Here is a 17,849-nt window from a genome sequence, read left to right as displayed (position 1 = left end):
CCGTTAGAAACCTTGTGCTTATACCAGCATTGGCATAAGTGTTTTTCTTATGCAGAAATTTTGCCATTTTGCGTCAAAAAATATTTATAAGTGGCCTAAAAACATCCTTTCTATAAATTGACTTAACAAACGAACCGAATCATCATCTGGAATCAAATGTTCAATATCCAGTGGAAGAACTAGTTGATAATTTTGAGGAAAACGAGTATAATCTTTATGTAAAATAAAAGTATTAATTCGCATAATTTTTATTTTACAACAGGAGCCAGATTTTACAAGTATCTGGCTCTATTTTTTGTATTTAGATGAAAAAATTTCCATCAAAAATAGGGCTGAAGCACTATATTAGTGCAACAGCCCCTTTTTGAATTGTGCTTAATGAAGCAATAACGTATCCTGTATAGCAGCTGTTTGGATATCAATAACCAATCTGCCGGTCTATGATCGATCCGTCGCAGGCATTGATCGTCAGAAGGCTATTATTGGGCTCAGCCCGTTTGAACACCTGATCCTTCCACTCTTCCTGCGTTTTACTCCCAACACATTCTGTGCTCCCGAAGAAGTCCCATACCGGGATCAGCACACCGTTGGTACTGTCCACGCCCGGGTTGTAGGTCCGCATATAGCCCAATTGTACACGTTCAATACGGATGTCTGTATGAAGAGCATCCGTATCTTTATAATTCATCTGCATTGCCCGTTCAAAGAGATCCGCGACCTCCGGAAAACCCAGCAGTTCTGTGCTTGCTGCCTGCTGCTCTTCCATGCGGTACAGGTTGTAGAGCCTGGCTTCCTGAAGTCCTTCCTGATTGACAAAAAACTGCACTTTTTCATATGCCCATTTACTAATACTAATATCATCCAACCCTGTTTCAGACCAGTTTCCAACCTTCGCCTCTTCTGTAATCGGAATTTCACCGACCTTCCTTGTACAACTAACCAGATATCCCGCATCAATAAATTTTGCGTGATTCATGCTAATGCCCGATTCATCAAAATAGTAACATACACCCAGACAGGTATATTGAGGCGAAAAGTCATCCAATTTCAGCTTTTTTAAGTATTCCTTTGCCATTTCCTGAGCCTGCTCCGGTGTGATTCCGGCAAGCCTTTCCGCTTCTTCTTTCGAAGGTCTTGGATAAGTTGTCGTTTCCTCGGAAGCATAATAGCCGGAGTCCCAATATAATACTGCATTGAGTGCTTCTGGTTTTTTTCTTACTATTTCAGCCTCCAGACTGTTGTTGGTTGTCCGTTCCAGCTTATAGCTGAAAAGATCTTCTTCCATTTCCACGATACCGTAGAAATAGTGGCTATAATATTCTGACGTTTCCGGTAGATTGTCCGGATCCTCCAGCCATGGATGTATTTCCTTTTTTTTCATCGGATTCTCAACATCACTCCCATAAATCTCCGGATCCGGCAGATAGGAAGCCCCGTCATAAACCGGATAGCTGCCGAAAAATGCTTCCGTTATACAGTCAATCCACTCCCCGTCAATTTCTTTTGGCCTCACCTTATAAATCGGAATCTGTGACACATCCGGCACCACGGTCTCTGCATTGCAGGTCAGCTGAAATGTACCGTCCTCGGATTGTATGGATTTTTCATATAATTCCGGCACCTGCAGCCGCTCCGCAAGGGAATCCGCCCCATTGCTGCCCGCTTTATTTGTTCCTCCGGATCCATCATCCACTTCATCCGGCCCGAAAGTCTCCCCATAGCTGTCCGCCCCCGGTCCGGGGTTTTCACGTACGATCAGGCTGTCCTTCTTTCCCGCGCAGGAAGCAGAGATAAGCATCCATATCATACTGCAAAGGATCAAAGGCATACGCCGCATAAAAATCTTCCTGTTTCGTTTCAACAAACCTCCTCCTCTCATTTTCAAGTTTTTCCACCTGTGCGGTTGCAATCCGGAATCTCTTCAAAACCTGCCACAGCGATCCGCATCCCGATCCTGCTCCCCTCTCCCGGGACGCTCTGGATATCCAGTATCCCCCCATGAAGCCTTGCAATCTGGCTGCAGAGCGCAAGTCCTAATCCTGCGCCGCCCTGCTTCCGGGAACGGGATTTGTCGATCATATAAAACGGCTCCGTAACCCGCCGGATCTCCTCCTCCGGGATCCCGCAGCCCTCGTCCCGCACAAACAGCCCTTCCCCTGTGCCGATCAGACGGATGACGGCCCCATCCGGACTGGCCTTACATGCATTGTCGATGAGGTTGGTCAGAAAGCTGAGCAGAAGGTCCCGGTCACATTCCATCCGTAGCCCTTCTTCCAAATCCATCTCCAGACGGAGCTTTTTTTCTTGGAGCCGAAAACGGGTGATCTGTCTGACTTGTTCGAAAAGCCCCTCCACCGCCTGCCAGGTCTTTTCGATCACGGTCTCATCAGAAAGCTCCGTCAGCTGGAGCATTTTTGCAGAAAGTCTGGACAGACGCTTGCACTCCTCTTCAATATAATGCAGGCAGTCGGACTGCTTTCCCGTGGGAAGCTCTACCCGCTGCAGCAGTTCGGCATAGCCCTGGATACCGGTCATAGGGGTTTTCAGTTCGTGGGCAAGAGAGCCCAGGAGCTGCCTCTGCTTCTCGTTCATCTCCGCCAGTGTATGGATGTGCTCCTCGACCCGGTCCGCCATCCGGTTAAAACTCTGGGAAACCTGCCCGATCTCGTCAGTCCCGGGCCGGTCTACCCGTCTCTGGTAATCTCCGTCCGCAATCACATTTGCCGCGTCCCGCAGCTGGTAGAAGGGGATCAGGATCCTCCGAATAGTCAGCATCAGCAGCGCCGCCAGCAGGACGGAGAGAATCCCCGCCACAGCGATCCCCCGGTACAAAAGTCTCCTGCCGGAATGAAAAACTTCGGTCACATCCCGGTAATGAAGCAGCTGAATGGGACCATTGCTCTCATAGAGGAACAGCAGCCGCTTCCCGTTCAGTTCTTCCAAATACACAGAAACAGGGGAGCCCTCCGGAATTGCGTCACTTTGGTATTGACTGGAAAGCGTTTCCGCATTTTTTATGTCAAATATGTAAGGACAGCGATTGTCAATCTCCTCTCCGTCATAGTACAGTATGGCGTCTCTGCTGAGACCGGAGCGGAACACGCTCTGCGCATGATACTTCTTTTCCAGTAAGCTCTGCGCATTTTCATCTCCCGATGGCTTTCCGAAGGCACGAATGTCGTTCTGCAATTGCTCCGCTTCATAGAGCAGGATATTGTCCATGATCTGCCGCTGGGTCATCGACAGATTCCACAATGAAAATGCCATGGATAAAAACAGCATGGAAATCGTAGCCACTAACGTAATCTTGGTCTGCAGTTTCATAGTCTGGTTCCTTTCCAAATATGAATCCAGTACTCTATCCAGCCAGAAACAGAACTCCTGAACTGGATGGAACACCAGGGGATGAGGCCCAATATATAGTGAATTCTGAATCGCATTGGAAGCCGCCGCAGTTAAGTTCTATTTTATATCACAGGATCCGAGTTTTCAATTGGATGGCTGTAACCATTTTGTAAAAGTAGGCGGCTGGAAAATCTCCAAAGGAATCCCGCTCCCGCCGCACAGATCCCCGCCCCGAACAGAAACGCCGCCATTCCGTAGCTGATCACAGTGAGCAGGACACGTTCCGCCAGAAAACCGACAAAGCCGGATGCCTGCCAGAATATGATTTTGGAGAGAAAATAGAGGGCGGCCTGCCGGTAAAGGGTGGCAACAGGGCCGTAAAATACCATGCCCTGCAGAAATGCAATGGCATACATGAGATAGATATTTCGTTTCATGGGTGAATTGTCCTCTCTTTTTTTGATTTTAGATACAGCAAGAAGGCACCCTTAGAGTGCCTTCTTTACAACGATGTGGACTTGCTGATCATGACGGACAATTCATTTTTATTTTCTCCTGAGTTGATATTTTCTGTAAAATATGATTATATTCAGCGCCAGATATCGTTTCTTTATTATTTTATCTCCGGATCAGCAGCACCGCCACATCATTCACATTGGTCCCGGTTGCCCCGGTGATGATCAGACCGCCGCTTTTCTCCAGCGCGTGATATGCGTCATTCTGCTGCAGCACATGATAGATATCCATTCCCTGCTCTTCCAGCGCTCCCTTTGTAGCGCCATCGCAGTATCCTCCGGCCGCATCGGTAGGACCGTCCGTCCCGTCGCTTCCGATACTGAATACCGCCGTATCCGAAAGCCCTGCAATCCCCTGGGCCGCCGCAAGGGCAAGCTCCTGATTCCGGCCTCCCATGCCCGTTCCCGTAAGATGAACTACCGTCTCGCCGCCTGCCAGAAAGGCCAGGCTCTTTTCACTGTCCTGATGGCTCTTTGCGATTGCCCCGAGAAATGCCCCGGCTTCCCTTGCCTCACAGGACAATTGGTCGGTGAGCACCTCCGGTTCATACCCAAGCTCCCGGCAGACATCCGCCGCCGCCTTGCAGAGGTCGCGCACACTGCCTGTAATGACCGTCTCCACATTGTCCAGGCTCTTCGGCGTCTCCTGTCCCAGCATCTCCCTGGCCCGTTCGCTTAACCGAAGCTGATACTTTTCCGCAACCGCTGCCGCCTGGACGCAGGTCGTAGAATCGGGATAAGCCGGGCCGGACGCAATCATGTCCAGCGGATCTCCCAAAATATCGCTTAATACAATGCTGAACACCCGGGCCGGTTCGCACAGCTTTGCAAACTTGCCGCCCTTCACTGCGGAAATCCGCTTCCGGATCGTATTAATCTCCACAATATCCGCGCCGCAGGCCAGAAGCTGCTTCGTAATATCGGCCAGCTCCTCCTCCGGGATCAGCGGCTTTTCAAACAATGCGCTGCCGCCGCCGGAAAGCAGGAACAGAACCGTATCTTCTTCCCGGAGATCCTCTACCAGCCGCAGCGCGGCCTGGGTTCCGGCAAAAGAATTTGTATCCGGAACCGGATGTCCGGCCTCGAAGCATTTCATCCCCGGAATATCGCCCTTTACATGATCATACTTTGTCACGGCCACACCGGCCTCCATGCGGTCTCCCAGGATATCCGCCGCCGTTTTCGCCATCTGCCAGGCCGCCTTTCCCGCAGCCACCACATAGACCCTCCCGTTTCCAAAATCCTTCCCTGTCAGGGCGCGGGATACCGCCTCATCCGGCAGCACCTTCCGGATGGATTCCCGGACGATCCGATCCGCGTCTTCTCTCAATCCCATATCTGCTTTCCTCCTGATATTATCACGGCAGCTCCCTTAGTGCAGGAACAATGAAAGGATAAAGATAAATACGATAGAACAGATTCCTTCCACAAGCGTCACCGCCGTCTGTGTCTTATATCCCTGATCCGGTGTCATTTCACCGAAGTTCGTCACTACCCAGAAATAAGAATCATTTGCGTGGGATACGGTCATCGCGCCGGCTCCGATCGCCATAACACAAAGCACGGACATCACGGTAGAATCCATTCCCAGCGCGCCCATCAGAGGCGCCATGATTCCTGCGGTGGTCGTGATCGCAACCGTAGAAGAACCTTGTGCGGACTTCAGGATCGCTGCCAGCAGGAACGGGAAGAAAATACCGATGGACTCCAGGACATTTGCATGATCCGTAATAAATGTCACCAGACTGGTCGAGGAAATGATCTTGCCCAGCACGCCGCCTGCCGCCGTCACAAACAGGATCGGCCCAACGGTTTTCAAGGTATCATTGGTCAGGTCGTACAGCTTCTCTCCCATGTCCGCCTGCACCAGAACGATGATTCCAAGCACCACTCCCACTGCCAATGCGATAATCGGTGTCCCAAGAAACGTACATGCCACAGCCAGGACGCCGCTCCATCCAAGGATTGAGGATACATTGGACATTGCCATCAGGATGATCGGAATGATAATGGGCGCCAGCGACATAAAGCCGGACGGCAGCTTTCCATAGGAGGCTACCAGCTCTTCATAGCTCTTTACCACACCGCCCTGATCCGCCTCATCATTGGACTGCACCTTTCCTCCGATATACTTCGCGTAGAACCATGCGCCTGCCAGGGCAGGGATGGAAACCAATGCGCCAAGCCCCATGACCAGAAGCAGGCTGTCCCCCGCGCCCAGCGTATTCGCTGCCGCAATGGGCCCCGGCGTGGGCGGGATAAATACATGGGACGCGTACAGACCTGCGGAAAGGCAGACCGTCATCGCAACCGAAGAAGCTCCTGTACGCTTCACCATCGCCTTACGGATGGGGTTCAGTACAACGAATCCGGAATCACAGAACACCGGAATGGATACCACCCACCCCATCAGCTCAATCGCCAGCTCCGGATGCTTCGGCCCTACCAGCTTTACCACCATATCCGCCAGCTTCAGCGCAGCTCCGGTGGCCTCCAGAAATGTTCCGATCATGGCTCCGAAAATGATAACGATACCGATGCTGGTAAATGTGGATGAAAATCCGCTTCCGATCACCGTCGCGATCCCGTCAATGGTGTTGCCGTCCGCATCCGTAACCGCAGCGAACGGAATCCCCCCGATCAGCCCCAGCACCAGCGAAACCAGTAAAATAGAAAGAAACGGATGGATCTTAAATTTACTGATCATCACGATCATGACCACGATAGCCACGACAAACACGATTAAAAATGGAACTCCTGTCATACTCTATTCCTCCTTTTACTTCTGCACTTTGTGGAAAACGCACAATTTATTATATGTTTTTGCATTTCCTTTGTGCTTTATTTATATAAAGAATAGCATATTTCGGATTTCAGGTAAATAGTATGCAAAACATATAAATTTATATATTTTGTTATGCGTACCATATAGTTGTGATTCGGCGCGTGTTAGACCGGATCAAGGCGAAGCATGCCGCCATGATTCAATGCCTGACCGCGATGCCGCGGCCTGCTCACTCCGCCGTGTCATGAAAATGAATCCTCTCCATATACAGCTTTTGATAAAATGCAAGCGCCATATAATAAATCGCCCCATTAGAAGGCTGACGGATATCCTTTCCCGTGATCGCAGACAGCTTTTTCAGCTTATACTGGAGCGTATTTTTGTGCATGTACAGCGCCTCCGCCATCTTTCCCACAGAACCCTCATAGGCAAAATAGTGCTCGATCAGGTTCATATGATCGCCCAGCTTGTCCCCGAAATCCCTTCCGAATAATTTTTCCAGGTATTCTGTCATTGTGGCTTCAGAGATCTCGTTGATAAATAATTCAATATTCAGATCATCATAATAATAGAAGTTTTCTTTCCAGGTCAGGGCATGGGATGCCGCGCGGACCGCCTCCGCGACTCCCCGGGCAATATCCATTCCGCTGCCCGACGCGCTGTCAAATCCTGCTGTCACGCTTCTGCCGTATTTTTTGTCGATCATCCCAATGAATTTTTCTGCTGTCTTCTCCATCTGAGCATCACTGCATTTCGGAAGAAGACAAATCTGCCTTGGCGGAACTCTCAGATACAGGATCCTGCTCCGGTCCGTCTCATGGCGGATGGTGGCCTCCATCTCCTCCAGAAGCTTCTGCCCCTCCAATGTATCCGAAAGCTCCTGATAGTCCCGGAAATACAGTACCATCACCCGATAAGGCTTCGTGATGTCGATTCCCAGATGGTTCCCCCGGTCGATAAAATTCCGGCTGTAGGAGCCTGCGGCGGATTTCTCGATCCATTCCTGGATAAACCGGTAACGCACCCTCTGGTCGTAGCGTTTCTTATCCTTCTGGATACTGTCCGTCACCATGATCTCGGTCATCCGACGGACGATCTTCCCGTAGCCCACGACCCGCTCCTTTTCCCCGGTGATGCCCACGACGCCTACGATCTCCCCGCGCACGATCAGAGGAAGGTTGATTCCCCTCCTGGTGGTCTCGTTCTCCATGTCTCCGGTAATGTAGAGCTCCGGCAGTCCTTCCGTAATGATCCTCCGCGCCCCCTCATGGGTCTGCCCGATCCTGGCGGAATTCGTGCTGGCGATGATGACGCCCTCGGCATCCATCATGTTTACATGCTCGTGGATCTCCTCCCCGATCTCTTCTACGATCGCCTGTGCCGCAATTTTTGATATGTACATATTTCCCCCAGCCCCCATATTATCCGCCGCATGCCGCGCATTAACCAGGCGTGACTTGCAGCTGTCATCTGTATTTGCCGCGCAATCCTGACGTAAACAGTTACTCCGATTTTACTTCATTCCCCGGCGGCTTGTCAATGGGCTGGATGCCTGTGAACACTATCGGTGGAAAATGTACGTTACTGGTCACACCTTGTCCAGGCGTGCCCTGTAACTCAGGCCGTCATTTAAAATTGCCTACGGCAATGGACGGCCTGAATCCCAGCTTTTATGTGCATCCTCCTGACCAATCAGCGTAGTGATTGGTCAAGGTGTGACATGTAACAAATGTACTCTTCTTTTCGGATCTCATTACGAAACATCGCTCCAGCACCGCATCATAATTACCCCAGCCTTTCCTTGCTGTAGATCAGATTCCCGTCTACGCCGTCCGCCCGGTTCATGTGTTCATCCGCCGAAAACGCGATATACGCCTGCTGCCCCATAAATTCAAACGGCACGTCGTCTGTCTCCCCTGCCAGGACGGCATCGCACACCTGGATCACATTCTGCAGGATTTCTTTGTGCACCTCCATCTGATGATGGCTGATGAACACCCGATCATACTGCCCTTCCAGCCGCCCCGCAATCCGGATCAGCTCCTCACGGTAGGCTCTCACAGGAAGCGTATTTTCATCAAACAGGAAGGTGGACTTATTGCAGGCATCCCCCAGGATCAGGATCCGTTCCTCACGGACCAGCACGACCATGGAGCCTTTTGTATGGCCTGGCAGACCATAGATGTCTGCGTGGATCCCGCCCAGGTCAAAGCTGTCCCCATCCTTCAAATCCTGAAAATCCATGGGCGAAGGAGGTACATAATCCGCTTCGTCAAAATCCGGAAGCTTTCCGTTCAGCCCGCCCCGGATATAACCGATCCGCTGTTCCAGAGGGGACATCTGCTCATAAAGCTCCTTGTCCGCATGGTTCATAAATACCCGATCAAATTCCGGCGCACCCAGGGCATGATCCAGATGCCCGTGGGTCAGAACCACCGTCACCGGCTTCTCTGTCAGCCCTTCCACAAACCTCCGCAGCTGCCCCACTCCCAGGCAGGAATCTACAAGCAGCGCTTCCGCCGCTCCTTCGATCAGATACAGAAGCTCCCCTGTCATGCTGCGGATGCAGGTCACCGCATCCGTTACCTTTTCTGCTGTGTAATATTTTACCATTTTATCTACCTCCTTCCAATACTCACGGTCAACGAAATCTGGCATGCAGTATAAAACAGTTACAGTTCACTCCTGGGCCGCGCGCCACACTGTACGGTTACGCCTTACACTAACCTTCCAGCCTCAGCAATTCCTCCGCCAGCGCGTCCACCTGTTCCTCCGCAAATCCCATGTAGAACAGCTCCCTCAGTCCGGTCAGGCTTTCATGCAGAAACTCCTCATCTCTCTGATCCAGCAAAAGCTTCAAAAACGGGGTATGCCTCCCGATGGCTTCCATCGCCCTCTCATCGTCCACCATTTCCACAAACAGCGTCTTCTTATCATAAAGCGCGTTCATGTTCTTTGTCGGCTGATAGGTATACTCATGTACCCCGGCTCCCACCTCAAAAACTTCTTTGTCCAAAGCCGGCGCATACGGCAGCTCCACTTCCGCGCTGCAGCCAAATGGCACTTCCACAAGGATGTTGACTGAGCCGTCCTTCTGAATCTTCCATTCCGACCGGAAGGTTCCGTATACCGAATCATAGGACAGTCTGGCAAACCCCAGCTTTTTACTGATCTGCGGCGCAATGGAAGCTTTACGGAATCCCGGCTCCAGTGCTTTCAGCCCGGCCACATCCCGGTACAGGTATTCCACAACCGCGCCGAACGCGAAATGGTTCAGGGAATTCATCATGGTGCCGCTCATGGTGCCGTCCTCCAGGACCGAATTCCAGCGCTCCCAGATAGTGGTGGCTCCCAGGCCGATACAGTGCATCCATCCCGGATACCCCTCCTGAGTCAGGAAATAAAGCGCCTCCTGCTCCATGCCATTCTCGGCCATCACCCTGCACATCAGCGGCGCTCCCACAAACCCGCCTTTCAGCTTATAGCAGTCTTTGTACAGGCGGGTCCTGAAGTCCTCCACGAGACGTTCCTTCTCCCGGTAGATCCCGCTGTAAAGCGCCGTAATATAGCCGGTCTGGGTATCCACGGCCAGCTTTCCGCTCTCTGTAAAATACTCCCGAAGAACCGCCCTGCGGATCTTCCCGCTCAGCGCGCCGTAATGGGCGCGGTCCTCCGTATAGCCCAGCGCTTCTGCCGCCTCAGATACCATTTTCGCAGACATGGAATAATAACAGGATGCGATAAAATAATCATCCGTCCCACCCTTCATACTCTGTTCGCTGCGTCCGTCCAAGGCCAGCCAGTCCCCCATCTGAGCGTTGAAGTTAAACAGATAATGATGTCCCCGCGCCGAGTCGTCACGGTCGATCCGGTCCACCCAGTCCTTCATCATCGGATAGTAGGCTTCCAACGCCTTTTTATCCGCAAACCGCTCGTAGAGCACGGTTGGAAGGAATGCCGCAATATCTCCCCACACCGCCGCGTAAGCCGCATTTTCCGGATCCAGTACCGGGATCACCCCCGGCAGGATCCCGTCCAGCTTCACCTGTTCCGTACGCAGGTCATGGAGGAACTTATTGTAAAACGCAGCCGTATTCATATTATAGCTGGCGGCGCCGGAAAATACCTGGGCGTCTCCGGTCCAGCCCAGCCGCTCGTCACGCTGAGGGCAGTCTGTCGGGAAATCGATACTGTTGGACTTCTGTCCCCATTTCGCGTTCGAAAAAAGCCGGTTCACATTTTCATGCCCTGTCACAAAAAAACCGGTTTCTTCCATTTCGGAGTAGAGGGCCTTTCCGCAGAAATCTTCCGGATCCACTTCCCCATCCCAGCCGGACACGCGGACATAGCGGAAGCCAAAGAAGGTAAACCTGGGTTTCACGATTTCTTCTCTGCCGCCGGAAACATACACAAACTGGGATTTTGCCCTGCGGTAATTCTCTCTGTAAAAATTTCCCTGCTGAAGGATCTCGCCAAAATCCAATACCACTCTTGTCCCCTTGGGGAGATCTGCATGGAACTGTACATATCCTGCAAAATTCTGTCCAAAGTCCAGAACGGTCTCCCCTGCAGGCGTATGGATGACCTGCCGTACCGGCATGGACTCATGCTCTGTGACCGGAACGCTGTACCGCTCTGTAAGAGAGCCTTCCACACCGCCGCTCACCGGCACCCTTTTCGGATTGTCCCTGCCCTCCCACAGCAGACGGTTGATGGTCTCCCCGTCATAGATCCCATCGCCGTCCTCCGTATCCGAGCCTCGGTAAAGCCAACTCTCATCGGAAGCGATCACATCCTCCGACCCGTCTGCGTATTTCAAATGCAGCTCCGCTATCATCTGATATTCACTGCCGTAAATGCCGGATGTATAGGAAAGGCCAAAAGCCCCTTTATACCAGCCATTTCCCAGCTCCACGCAGAGGGTGTTGTCCTCCCGGATCTGGTCCGTCACGTCATAGGTCTGGTACTGGACTTCTGTGTGGTAGTCACTGAAATACGGAGTCAGAGTCTCATTCCCTACTTTCTCTCCGTTCAATGCCGCCGTGTACATTCCAACCCCGGAAATATACAGCCGTGCGTCCGTCACATCTCCCCGCGCGGAAAATGTCTTTTCAAATATGGGATGGAAACGGTCTCCCGGCTGAGGTTTGATCCAGCTTCCCAGCCATGGCTCCTCCCTCTTCGCAGTCTCAAAATAAGCACATTCTTCACTGACTGCCTCTTCCCCATTGTCTCCCCTGACGCTTACCCGCACATAGTACCTGGTTCTGCATTTCAGGCGGATCTCCAGCTCCTCGCCCGCGGAATCCAGAGCGGATCCCTCTTTGGTACAGATGATGTTCTCAAACCCTGGATCCTCCGCGGCTTCAATCCGCACATGATCCGCTTTTTTTGCCTCTGTTTCCGTCACCAGCCATGCAGCGCGGACACTGTCAAACGCGTAACCCACAGGATTCGTCATTCCGTTGATCTTTATTTTGCTGATCTTCATATGTTTTCTCCTCATATTATCTGCTTCATCATACATTTACTATAATCAAAAACTCCGCCAAAAGCAATAACGGACAAGGACACTCGCTTTAACCTTTGCGGACATTGTTAACAGAACACTTGCGCTGCCCCTCTTCTCCTTTCTCATAGATTCCCTCCAGCACAAGGACCGCCGTAAGCAGCGTAAATTCCATCGTGGCGGCAAGCTAAGACTTTTCCGGAAGATAGCCATGAAGCCGGATATATCTTACCGCCAGGTCCATAAAGCCGGGAAAAATTCCGTTTGCCGTCTCTTTTCCCATTTCCTGTTCATAGATTCCTCTGATTTCCAGATCAGGCACCGTGATATTCACTCTGAGGTCATGATTTTTCCACACCCCGTGAAATCCGGCGACAATCGCAAGAAAGCCCCCGATATGCAGCATGTTCCACTGCACGGTCTATTCCGCCCGGGCGCCCCCCTGCCCCCGGTCGAAAAACGGAATAGGGATATCCGGCAGACTGCTTTTTCCCGTTATGGAAGCAATAAAATCCGCGGCATTGTCCAAAGATATCCCCTCATCGAAATTAACATACAGTTGATAACTTTCTCCAAAATCTATGCTCATCCACACTCCCTGTCCAGAAATACTGGAAATGGGAACGCAGAACTTCACACCCACTCTGCACTGATAGATTGCCTCTCCATCTTTCTCCCGGCCTTCTTCGGTTACATGGCTGTTGATCACAAGAACGCACTCCTCCGCCATTTTGATCTCACCATAAAAAGGCAACTCAATCCTCTTTAAAAATGCCTCTTCCACCACATACTTCATTTCCCCGAAAGGTCCTCTGGAATCTCCCGTCAGAACCACCGTTTCACCCGCTTCCGGCAGAAAATCTCCGTGTAGATATTGTCAATATTGCCCAGCCCAATTTTTTTAGAAAAATTTTTTATTGTTTCAAAATTTTCATAAGTCTTTTGCGTCTTGAATATTTGTAATACAGCGTCTGATATCGGATATCGTAAGGAAAAATAATGGAACGACCATTCGAGCATACTGTAACAATTTATTATTGCCTGCCTCTTTTCTTCTGCGCTTTGCCTTATATCATCCAACTGGGAATCTTGCGTTAATGGATGAATATACTTTTCTTTCTTGCGCTTCACACGCATTTCCCTTATAATTGTTCGGGGAACCGTCAAGTTCCCTGACTTCCGCACTTAGTAACCGGATTCTGATTTTATCCGTACTCCATAAGCTGTTCCTCCTTTTTTGTAATTGTTTTTAGTCAAAAAGAATTACTCTTTCACTAATAGGAGAAAAACGGCTATAAAAACGGAAGTGTTTTTGAAAAAACAGCTACAAAATTTTATTTTTTTGAAAAGGACTGACTGTAAATGCCGAAATATGCTGAACTCCCGGCATTTAGGGAGCAGAATTTCATAACGGAAGCAGACGGGGATATGCTCCACCGTGAAGCATGCGCTTTTGCGATCCGGCGTATTGAAGAAAGTGTAAGGACAGAGGAAGATTTTAAGGAAGTCATCAGGTGGTGGGACAAACTGGGCACCAACAGGGAACGGAAAGAAAGAGACCACGAGACAGGACGCTCTGCTGTTCCTTTGGAATGGGGCGCATATGAATTGTACTTTTCCGGCAGACCTTCCTATGACATGATCCTAAGGAGACTCATGCTTGCAGGTGATTTCCTCGATATTATATTTGACAACCCTGAAACAATACATGAGCTTGTCACGGATGCGGATATATCAAAAATATTGAAAGAACTAAAGCCGCATCTAAAAAATATGCTCTATTACCTGTTCCTGCGTGACTATTCCACAGCAGAATATGCGGAGATCATCGGACAGACTGGCCGGAATATTCGTGGTATCAGGGAAACTGCACTGAAAAAGATGCGGAAACTTTACGGCGGCATACTTACATACAGGAAAGAAAACAATCTGCCGCTGACGCTTGACGAAAAATATTTTCTGGAAAACGGAGCGCGGAAGAAAAGGACACCGGACAGCTTGACCGATAACAAGTAACCGTTTATAATATAAGAAATATTACATCAGATAATGTGGCAGGATTGATGGATTGGAGCAGATTTTTTATGAAAAACTTATTTGAACATACCAGCGCACCGTGGATTCGGTACAGCAGCTATGAATATATGACAGGCAATGACAATAACCTCTACATAACGGTTTCCAAAGACGCAAAACCGGAAATGTACCGTCCCATGCAGGAAGCAAAACGGCTCGTCATTGATGCCATAAATGTCGGGCTTACCGCCATGCACAAGGCTCCGGAAGAAGAACTGAAAATGTCCGTGCTTGATTTTATTCATAAATATGGTTTTCTCGGTTTTATGACCGCCCTGCCGACAACAGCAGATTTTATAACCTATGAATCAGTATATTTGCCCAAAAACCACTTTATCAAAGCAGAAACACTCTCCACAGATGAGTATCTTTCTTATTTTTACCCTTTTGATATGCCGGATTTCAGAAAGAACGGCATGGAATCAGGATGGTCTGTGACTGACCGTGATGGCATTGCAATTACAATGGCTATGGGGAATGCGCCACAGGCTGTGGCGATGGGATTGCAGAAGGAATATGTGGAAAGATACGACTGGCTTGTGAAGGAATTTACTGACTGGGCGTTTACTTTTATGACAAGTTTCCTTTATTACATGGATTATGATACGATTGACGAACAGACACGCAGCCTGTACCGTCAGGGCATTTCCGCTTTCGGCGGCATAGCCCCGACTTACCGGATTGCGCTGGAAAAGGATACGCCCGTTATCGTATGGGATTTCCACTCCCTGCTTGTCATGGTGCAGATGTGCTTTTCCTTCATGCTCACGGATAAGGACAGTGATATGCGTATGTGCAAGCATTGTAAAAAAGCCTTTGTCGCAAGCCGGAAAGGGAATGAATTTTGCAGCCAGAAGTGCAAGAACCAGTTTAATGTATATAAATCAAGGGAAAAGAAGAAAGGAAACAAAAGAGATGATTGAAAACAGGAATGTAAATATCATAACCGATGCGGACGGTAAAAAACTGGTTCTGATTAACAATATCCGCTTCAAGGCAAAAGTGCGGGATGACTGGACGGCTGTCGAAGAATACCTGAAAGGGTATATCGGGGATTTTTACGAAATTGAGGAAACTTCTGAAAAAATATATATTTCGGCAGATTTTCCCGATGAATACGCAAGTTCAGAAAGCCGTATTGCATTAAAAGGCGCTGTGGCAAAGGCTAAAGCAAATGCTGTGCAGGCTATTCCTGAACTTATAAGAATAGCTGCCAATCCAAAACATGAAGCAAACCGGAAAGAAAAACACAAAACAGATGCGGTATATGGATGGTTTCGCTACTACATCAGATTTGCATTGCCTGTATATGATGACAAAACGGGGAAAATAGCAAGACATAATATTTATTCAGCAAGTATGCTTGTCCGTCATGCGAATGATGGCAGGAAGTATCTGTATGATATTTTGGCAATAAAAAAAGAAACGAGCAGCCCGCTTGAGTGAAAACACCGTACGGTAAAAACCCATTTCTTGTTGTCAATAATAAACCATTTTTCATTTCCTGTCAATCCCCAATTTTGATTTTTTCAGAATACCGCCATTGGTATTTTTAATGCAATGGGGGGAACTTTGTTCCCCCTTAACCACTTCATAGCAGGAGGCGCAGATGATGTCAAGATCGCCACAGGTGAATCGGAGCCGCCGGCTCCGATTCACCTGTGGCGATCTTGACATCATCTGCGCCTCCTGCTACAAAACTTAAAGCCAAAACAATACTAAAGGGAATATATCAAATCGTGCAGCACTACTTCCTCCGCCCTGCTCCTGATGCTGTTCATCTTCTGAAGCCAACATAGCCAGTCATCGGATTTTAACTGCTCCGTCACACCCTCTTTCTTTGCCATCTGCCCCACAAGCCTGTCCATCATCTCATTGCATTCTTCATCAATTTCCGCAAGATGTTTCCATAATGTTTCTGACAAAATCATATACGAATAAATGCCTCCATGATTCTCCTTCAAAAACCGCAGTTTCATTCTTCCGTACTTTCCGATATGATATTCTGTTGTATCCGAAAGTTTGAGGTCGGGAATCAAGTAATCACCTTCCCAATGGTATGTAATTTCCATATACATCCGCCTTTCTTTGTACTAAACTGTTTACAGATATGAATAAAAGGATTATCACCTTCTTCCTTGTATTACAACATCTGCAATTTTTCATTCACCACAAATGAGCCAGCCGCATATATTGTATTTTAGCAGATGTCCATTTCCGCTAAAATACTGCGTTTGCCAGAAATGTTTACATCTACAGTTCACAACATATCACATCATTTTAAGAAGTAATTTTGATAAAAACTTCACAACTAAACCAGTGCAAAGTGCCGCAATAACAGTTCCCTCTCTTATTCCGACAATTTTAAGATTAAAGAATATCAATGAAAGAAAGACAGCCATAATGACACAGGCGATATCAAATGCAATTTTAACATTGCCGAAATTTTTGTGTATCGTATCTGAAACAGCCTTAACAAACGCTTCGCCGGAATTCATAACAACGTTTGCGATCACGCAAAGAGTTATCCCAAATCCGAGGATAACGGTACCGATCATAACCATCAGCAGTCTTATGGGATAAATGTTAACAGGAATAAACGAAACGCACCATAACCCAAAATCAGTAAACCAACCAAACAAAAACGATAATGGAATTTGCAGGAGTTGAACAGGCTTAAATTTCTTCCTTAACAGAATTATCTGTCCAAGGATCAATATGCAGTTCCAAATAATAAGCCAGTTCCCCAAAGAAAAAAAGCGAAATCTTTCCGCAACAACATTTGCCACCGAGGAAATAGGCGAAACTCCGAGATCTCCGTGTTTGGTAACCGCAACGCCTATCGCAGAAAAAAACAGTCCTATGACAAGTAAAATGTACCTTTTCAGCATCTGTGATTTAGTCATTTTCATTGTATCCATAATAAAACCTCCATAAAAAAGTTTGCCTTTATTCGTTATTGCAAATATTTCTGTATATTCCGGAAAGAAGCGTTATAAGCGTTTCTTTTTCCTTGTCGGAAAATCCTTCCATAGCCATCTTTTCGATCTTTTCAAATTCGACCGCAATACGTTCGGCAAGTTCGCCGCCTTTTTCGGTCAAGAAAACATACAGTGATCGTCGGTTTCCGTCTTGCATTTTTCGCACGATCAGTCCTTTTTTCTCCATACCATTTAAAACAGACGTCAGAGAAGCCTGTTCAATATGACACGCCGCGGAGATATCCTTTTGTATTGAACCGTTGTGATCTTTGAGATAATCAAGTATCTTCGGCTGTCCTAAAGACAGCTCCGTATCCTTGATCATCGAAAAAAGTTTTTTTTGAAATATAAAATGGTTTGCCATAATCAAAAAATGAAAACTTTCTTCCATATAAATGCCCAGCTTTCCAAACATGGCAAGGGATGCATCCGCCATTTTCCGGCAGAGATCTCTGTCTCTCTGCGCATTAAGCAGTTCCCGCTGCTTTTTCGCCTGTTTTGCTAACGGCATAGACAGGAATTCCCCTTGGTTTTTCGTATGGTTACCTGGTAGGACGATTTTACAATTGGAAATCTGCGAAAGCTGTATATACCTCCGCAAAAGCATGCCGCCATATATTACTTCGGCCAAGACCTAT

General features: G+C 48.6%; 16 protein-coding genes. 3 read left to right on the top strand and 13 right to left on the bottom strand.

Features of this window, described 5'->3' with window-relative positions; all coding sequences use genetic code 11:
- Positions 1 to 418: 418 nt before the first annotated feature.
- The 10 genes from ACTOY7_RS19995 to ACTOY7_RS19950 all read right to left on the bottom strand — a co-directional run bounded on the left by ACTOY7_RS19995 (position 419) and on the right by ACTOY7_RS19950 (position 12,989).
- On the bottom strand, positions 419 to 1,861 hold the full coding sequence (locus ACTOY7_RS19995; RefSeq protein WP_160283420.1) for a DUF6034 family protein: 1,443 nt from the start codon (positions 1,859 to 1,861) through the stop codon (positions 419 to 421).
- A 20-nt stretch (positions 1,862 to 1,881) separates the two neighbouring features.
- Positions 1,882 to 3,324, bottom strand: a complete 1,443-nt coding sequence (locus ACTOY7_RS19990; protein WP_482671551.1) for a sensor histidine kinase — start codon at positions 3,322 to 3,324, stop codon at positions 1,882 to 1,884.
- A 143-nt stretch (positions 3,325 to 3,467) separates the two neighbouring features.
- Positions 3,468 to 3,782, bottom strand: a complete 315-nt coding sequence (locus ACTOY7_RS19985; RefSeq protein WP_482671552.1) for a hypothetical protein — start codon at positions 3,780 to 3,782, stop codon at positions 3,468 to 3,470.
- Positions 3,783 to 3,963: 181 nt separating this feature from the next.
- Entirely contained in the window at positions 3,964 to 5,196 is a 1,233-nt protein-coding gene (locus tag ACTOY7_RS19980; protein WP_482671553.1) for a glycerate kinase type-2 family protein, read from the bottom strand.
- A gap of 36 nt (positions 5,197 to 5,232) precedes the next feature.
- The gene (locus tag ACTOY7_RS19975; RefSeq protein ID WP_160283423.1) at positions 5,233 to 6,624 is read right to left on the bottom strand and encodes a GntP family permease; all 1,392 of its coding nucleotides are present in this window, start codon (positions 6,622 to 6,624) and stop codon (positions 5,233 to 5,235) included.
- Positions 6,625 to 6,874: 250 nt separating this feature from the next.
- Entirely contained in the window at positions 6,875 to 8,047 is a 1,173-nt protein-coding gene (locus ACTOY7_RS19970; RefSeq protein WP_160283424.1) for a CdaR family transcriptional regulator, read from the bottom strand.
- Positions 8,048 to 8,430: 383 nt separating this feature from the next.
- Positions 8,431 to 9,258 carry an MBL fold metallo-hydrolase gene (locus tag ACTOY7_RS19965; protein ID WP_394683767.1) on the bottom strand — a complete coding sequence of 276 codons (828 nt, stop codon included), beginning with the start codon at positions 9,256 to 9,258 and terminating at the stop codon, positions 8,431 to 8,433.
- A gap of 109 nt (positions 9,259 to 9,367) precedes the next feature.
- The gene (locus ACTOY7_RS19960; RefSeq protein WP_482671554.1) at positions 9,368 to 12,136 is read right to left on the bottom strand and encodes an alpha-L-rhamnosidase; all 2,769 of its coding nucleotides are present in this window, start codon (positions 12,134 to 12,136) and stop codon (positions 9,368 to 9,370) included.
- Positions 12,137 to 12,341: 205 nt separating this feature from the next.
- A complete protein-coding gene (locus ACTOY7_RS19955) occupies positions 12,342 to 12,572 on the bottom strand; it encodes a hypothetical protein (protein WP_160283433.1) in 231 nt (76 codons plus the stop codon).
- Positions 12,573 to 12,575: 3 nt separating this feature from the next.
- A complete protein-coding gene (locus tag ACTOY7_RS19950) occupies positions 12,576 to 12,989 on the bottom strand; it encodes a hypothetical protein (protein ID WP_160283434.1) in 414 nt (137 codons plus the stop codon).
- Between the two features lie 527 nt (positions 12,990 to 13,516).
- On the opposite strand from ACTOY7_RS19950, the gene ACTOY7_RS19945 reads away from it, so the two are divergent.
- The 3 genes from ACTOY7_RS19945 (at position 13,517) to ACTOY7_RS19935 (ending at position 15,676) form a co-directional block, all read left to right on the top strand.
- Positions 13,517 to 14,170 (top strand): sigma-70 RNA polymerase sigma factor region 4 domain-containing protein, encoded by a 654-nt coding sequence (locus ACTOY7_RS19945; protein WP_160283435.1) that lies wholly within the window; start codon positions 13,517 to 13,519, stop codon positions 14,168 to 14,170.
- A gap of 68 nt (positions 14,171 to 14,238) precedes the next feature.
- On the top strand, positions 14,239 to 15,153 hold the full coding sequence (locus ACTOY7_RS19940) for a hypothetical protein (protein WP_160283436.1): 915 nt from the start codon (positions 14,239 to 14,241) through the stop codon (positions 15,151 to 15,153).
- Entirely contained in the window at positions 15,146 to 15,676 is a 531-nt protein-coding gene (locus tag ACTOY7_RS19935; protein WP_160283437.1) for a hypothetical protein, read from the top strand. The genes ACTOY7_RS19940 and ACTOY7_RS19935 overlap by 8 nt, the downstream gene beginning before the upstream one ends.
- A 272-nt stretch (positions 15,677 to 15,948) precedes the next feature.
- Here the strand turns inward: ACTOY7_RS19935 and ACTOY7_RS19930 are convergent, their stop codons facing one another.
- The 3 genes from ACTOY7_RS19930 to ACTOY7_RS19920 all read right to left on the bottom strand — a co-directional run bounded on the left by ACTOY7_RS19930 (position 15,949) and on the right by ACTOY7_RS19920 (position 17,626).
- Positions 15,949 to 16,302, bottom strand: a complete 354-nt coding sequence (locus tag ACTOY7_RS19930; protein WP_160283439.1) for a TnpV protein — start codon at positions 16,300 to 16,302, stop codon at positions 15,949 to 15,951.
- A 198-nt stretch (positions 16,303 to 16,500) separates the two neighbouring features.
- Entirely contained in the window at positions 16,501 to 17,151 is a 651-nt protein-coding gene (locus ACTOY7_RS19925) for a YczE/YyaS/YitT family protein (protein WP_482672346.1), read from the bottom strand.
- A 28-nt stretch (positions 17,152 to 17,179) separates the two neighbouring features.
- Positions 17,180 to 17,626, bottom strand: coding sequence for a MarR family winged helix-turn-helix transcriptional regulator (locus tag ACTOY7_RS19920; RefSeq protein ID WP_482672760.1), 447 nt, complete (start codon positions 17,624 to 17,626; stop codon positions 17,180 to 17,182).
- Positions 17,627 to 17,849 lie beyond the last annotated feature (223 nt).

It is taken from the genome of Schaedlerella sp. (assembly GCF_056796775.1).
This window is presented reverse-complemented; position numbering and strand designations above follow the sequence as displayed.

Excerpts from the sequence above, each read along its gene's own strand:
- ACTOY7_RS19945 (WP_160283435.1), top strand. The coding sequence starts at position 13,517 with ATGCCGAAATATGCTGAACTCCCGGCATTTAGGGAGCAGAATTTCATA.
- ACTOY7_RS19930 (WP_160283439.1), bottom strand. The coding sequence starts at position 16,302 with ATGGAAATTACATACCATTGGGAAGGTGATTACTTGATTCCCGACCTC.
- ACTOY7_RS19960 (WP_482671554.1), bottom strand. The coding sequence starts at position 12,136 with ATGAAGATCAGCAAAATAAAGATCAACGGAATGACGAATCCTGTGGGT.
- ACTOY7_RS19935 (WP_160283437.1), top strand. The coding sequence starts at position 15,146 with ATGATTGAAAACAGGAATGTAAATATCATAACCGATGCGGACGGTAAA.
- ACTOY7_RS19920 (WP_482672760.1), bottom strand. The coding sequence starts at position 17,626 with ATGTTTGGAAAGCTGGGCATTTATATGGAAGAAAGTTTTCATTTTTTG.
- ACTOY7_RS19965 (WP_394683767.1), bottom strand. The coding sequence starts at position 9,258 with ATGGTAAAATATTACACAGCAGAAAAGGTAACGGATGCGGTGACCTGC.
- ACTOY7_RS19940 (WP_160283436.1), top strand. The coding sequence starts at position 14,239 with ATGAAAAACTTATTTGAACATACCAGCGCACCGTGGATTCGGTACAGC.
- ACTOY7_RS19970 (WP_160283424.1), bottom strand. The coding sequence starts at position 8,047 with ATGTACATATCAAAAATTGCGGCACAGGCGATCGTAGAAGAGATCGGG.
- ACTOY7_RS19985 (WP_482671552.1), bottom strand. The coding sequence starts at position 3,782 with ATGAAACGAAATATCTATCTCATGTATGCCATTGCATTTCTGCAGGGC.
- ACTOY7_RS19975 (WP_160283423.1), bottom strand. The coding sequence starts at position 6,624 with ATGACAGGAGTTCCATTTTTAATCGTGTTTGTCGTGGCTATCGTGGTC.
- ACTOY7_RS19990 (WP_482671551.1), bottom strand. The coding sequence starts at position 3,324 with ATGAAACTGCAGACCAAGATTACGTTAGTGGCTACGATTTCCATGCTG.
- ACTOY7_RS19925 (WP_482672346.1), bottom strand. The coding sequence starts at position 17,151 with ATGGATACAATGAAAATGACTAAATCACAGATGCTGAAAAGGTACATT.
- ACTOY7_RS19980 (WP_482671553.1), bottom strand. The coding sequence starts at position 5,196 with ATGGGATTGAGAGAAGACGCGGATCGGATCGTCCGGGAATCCATCCGG.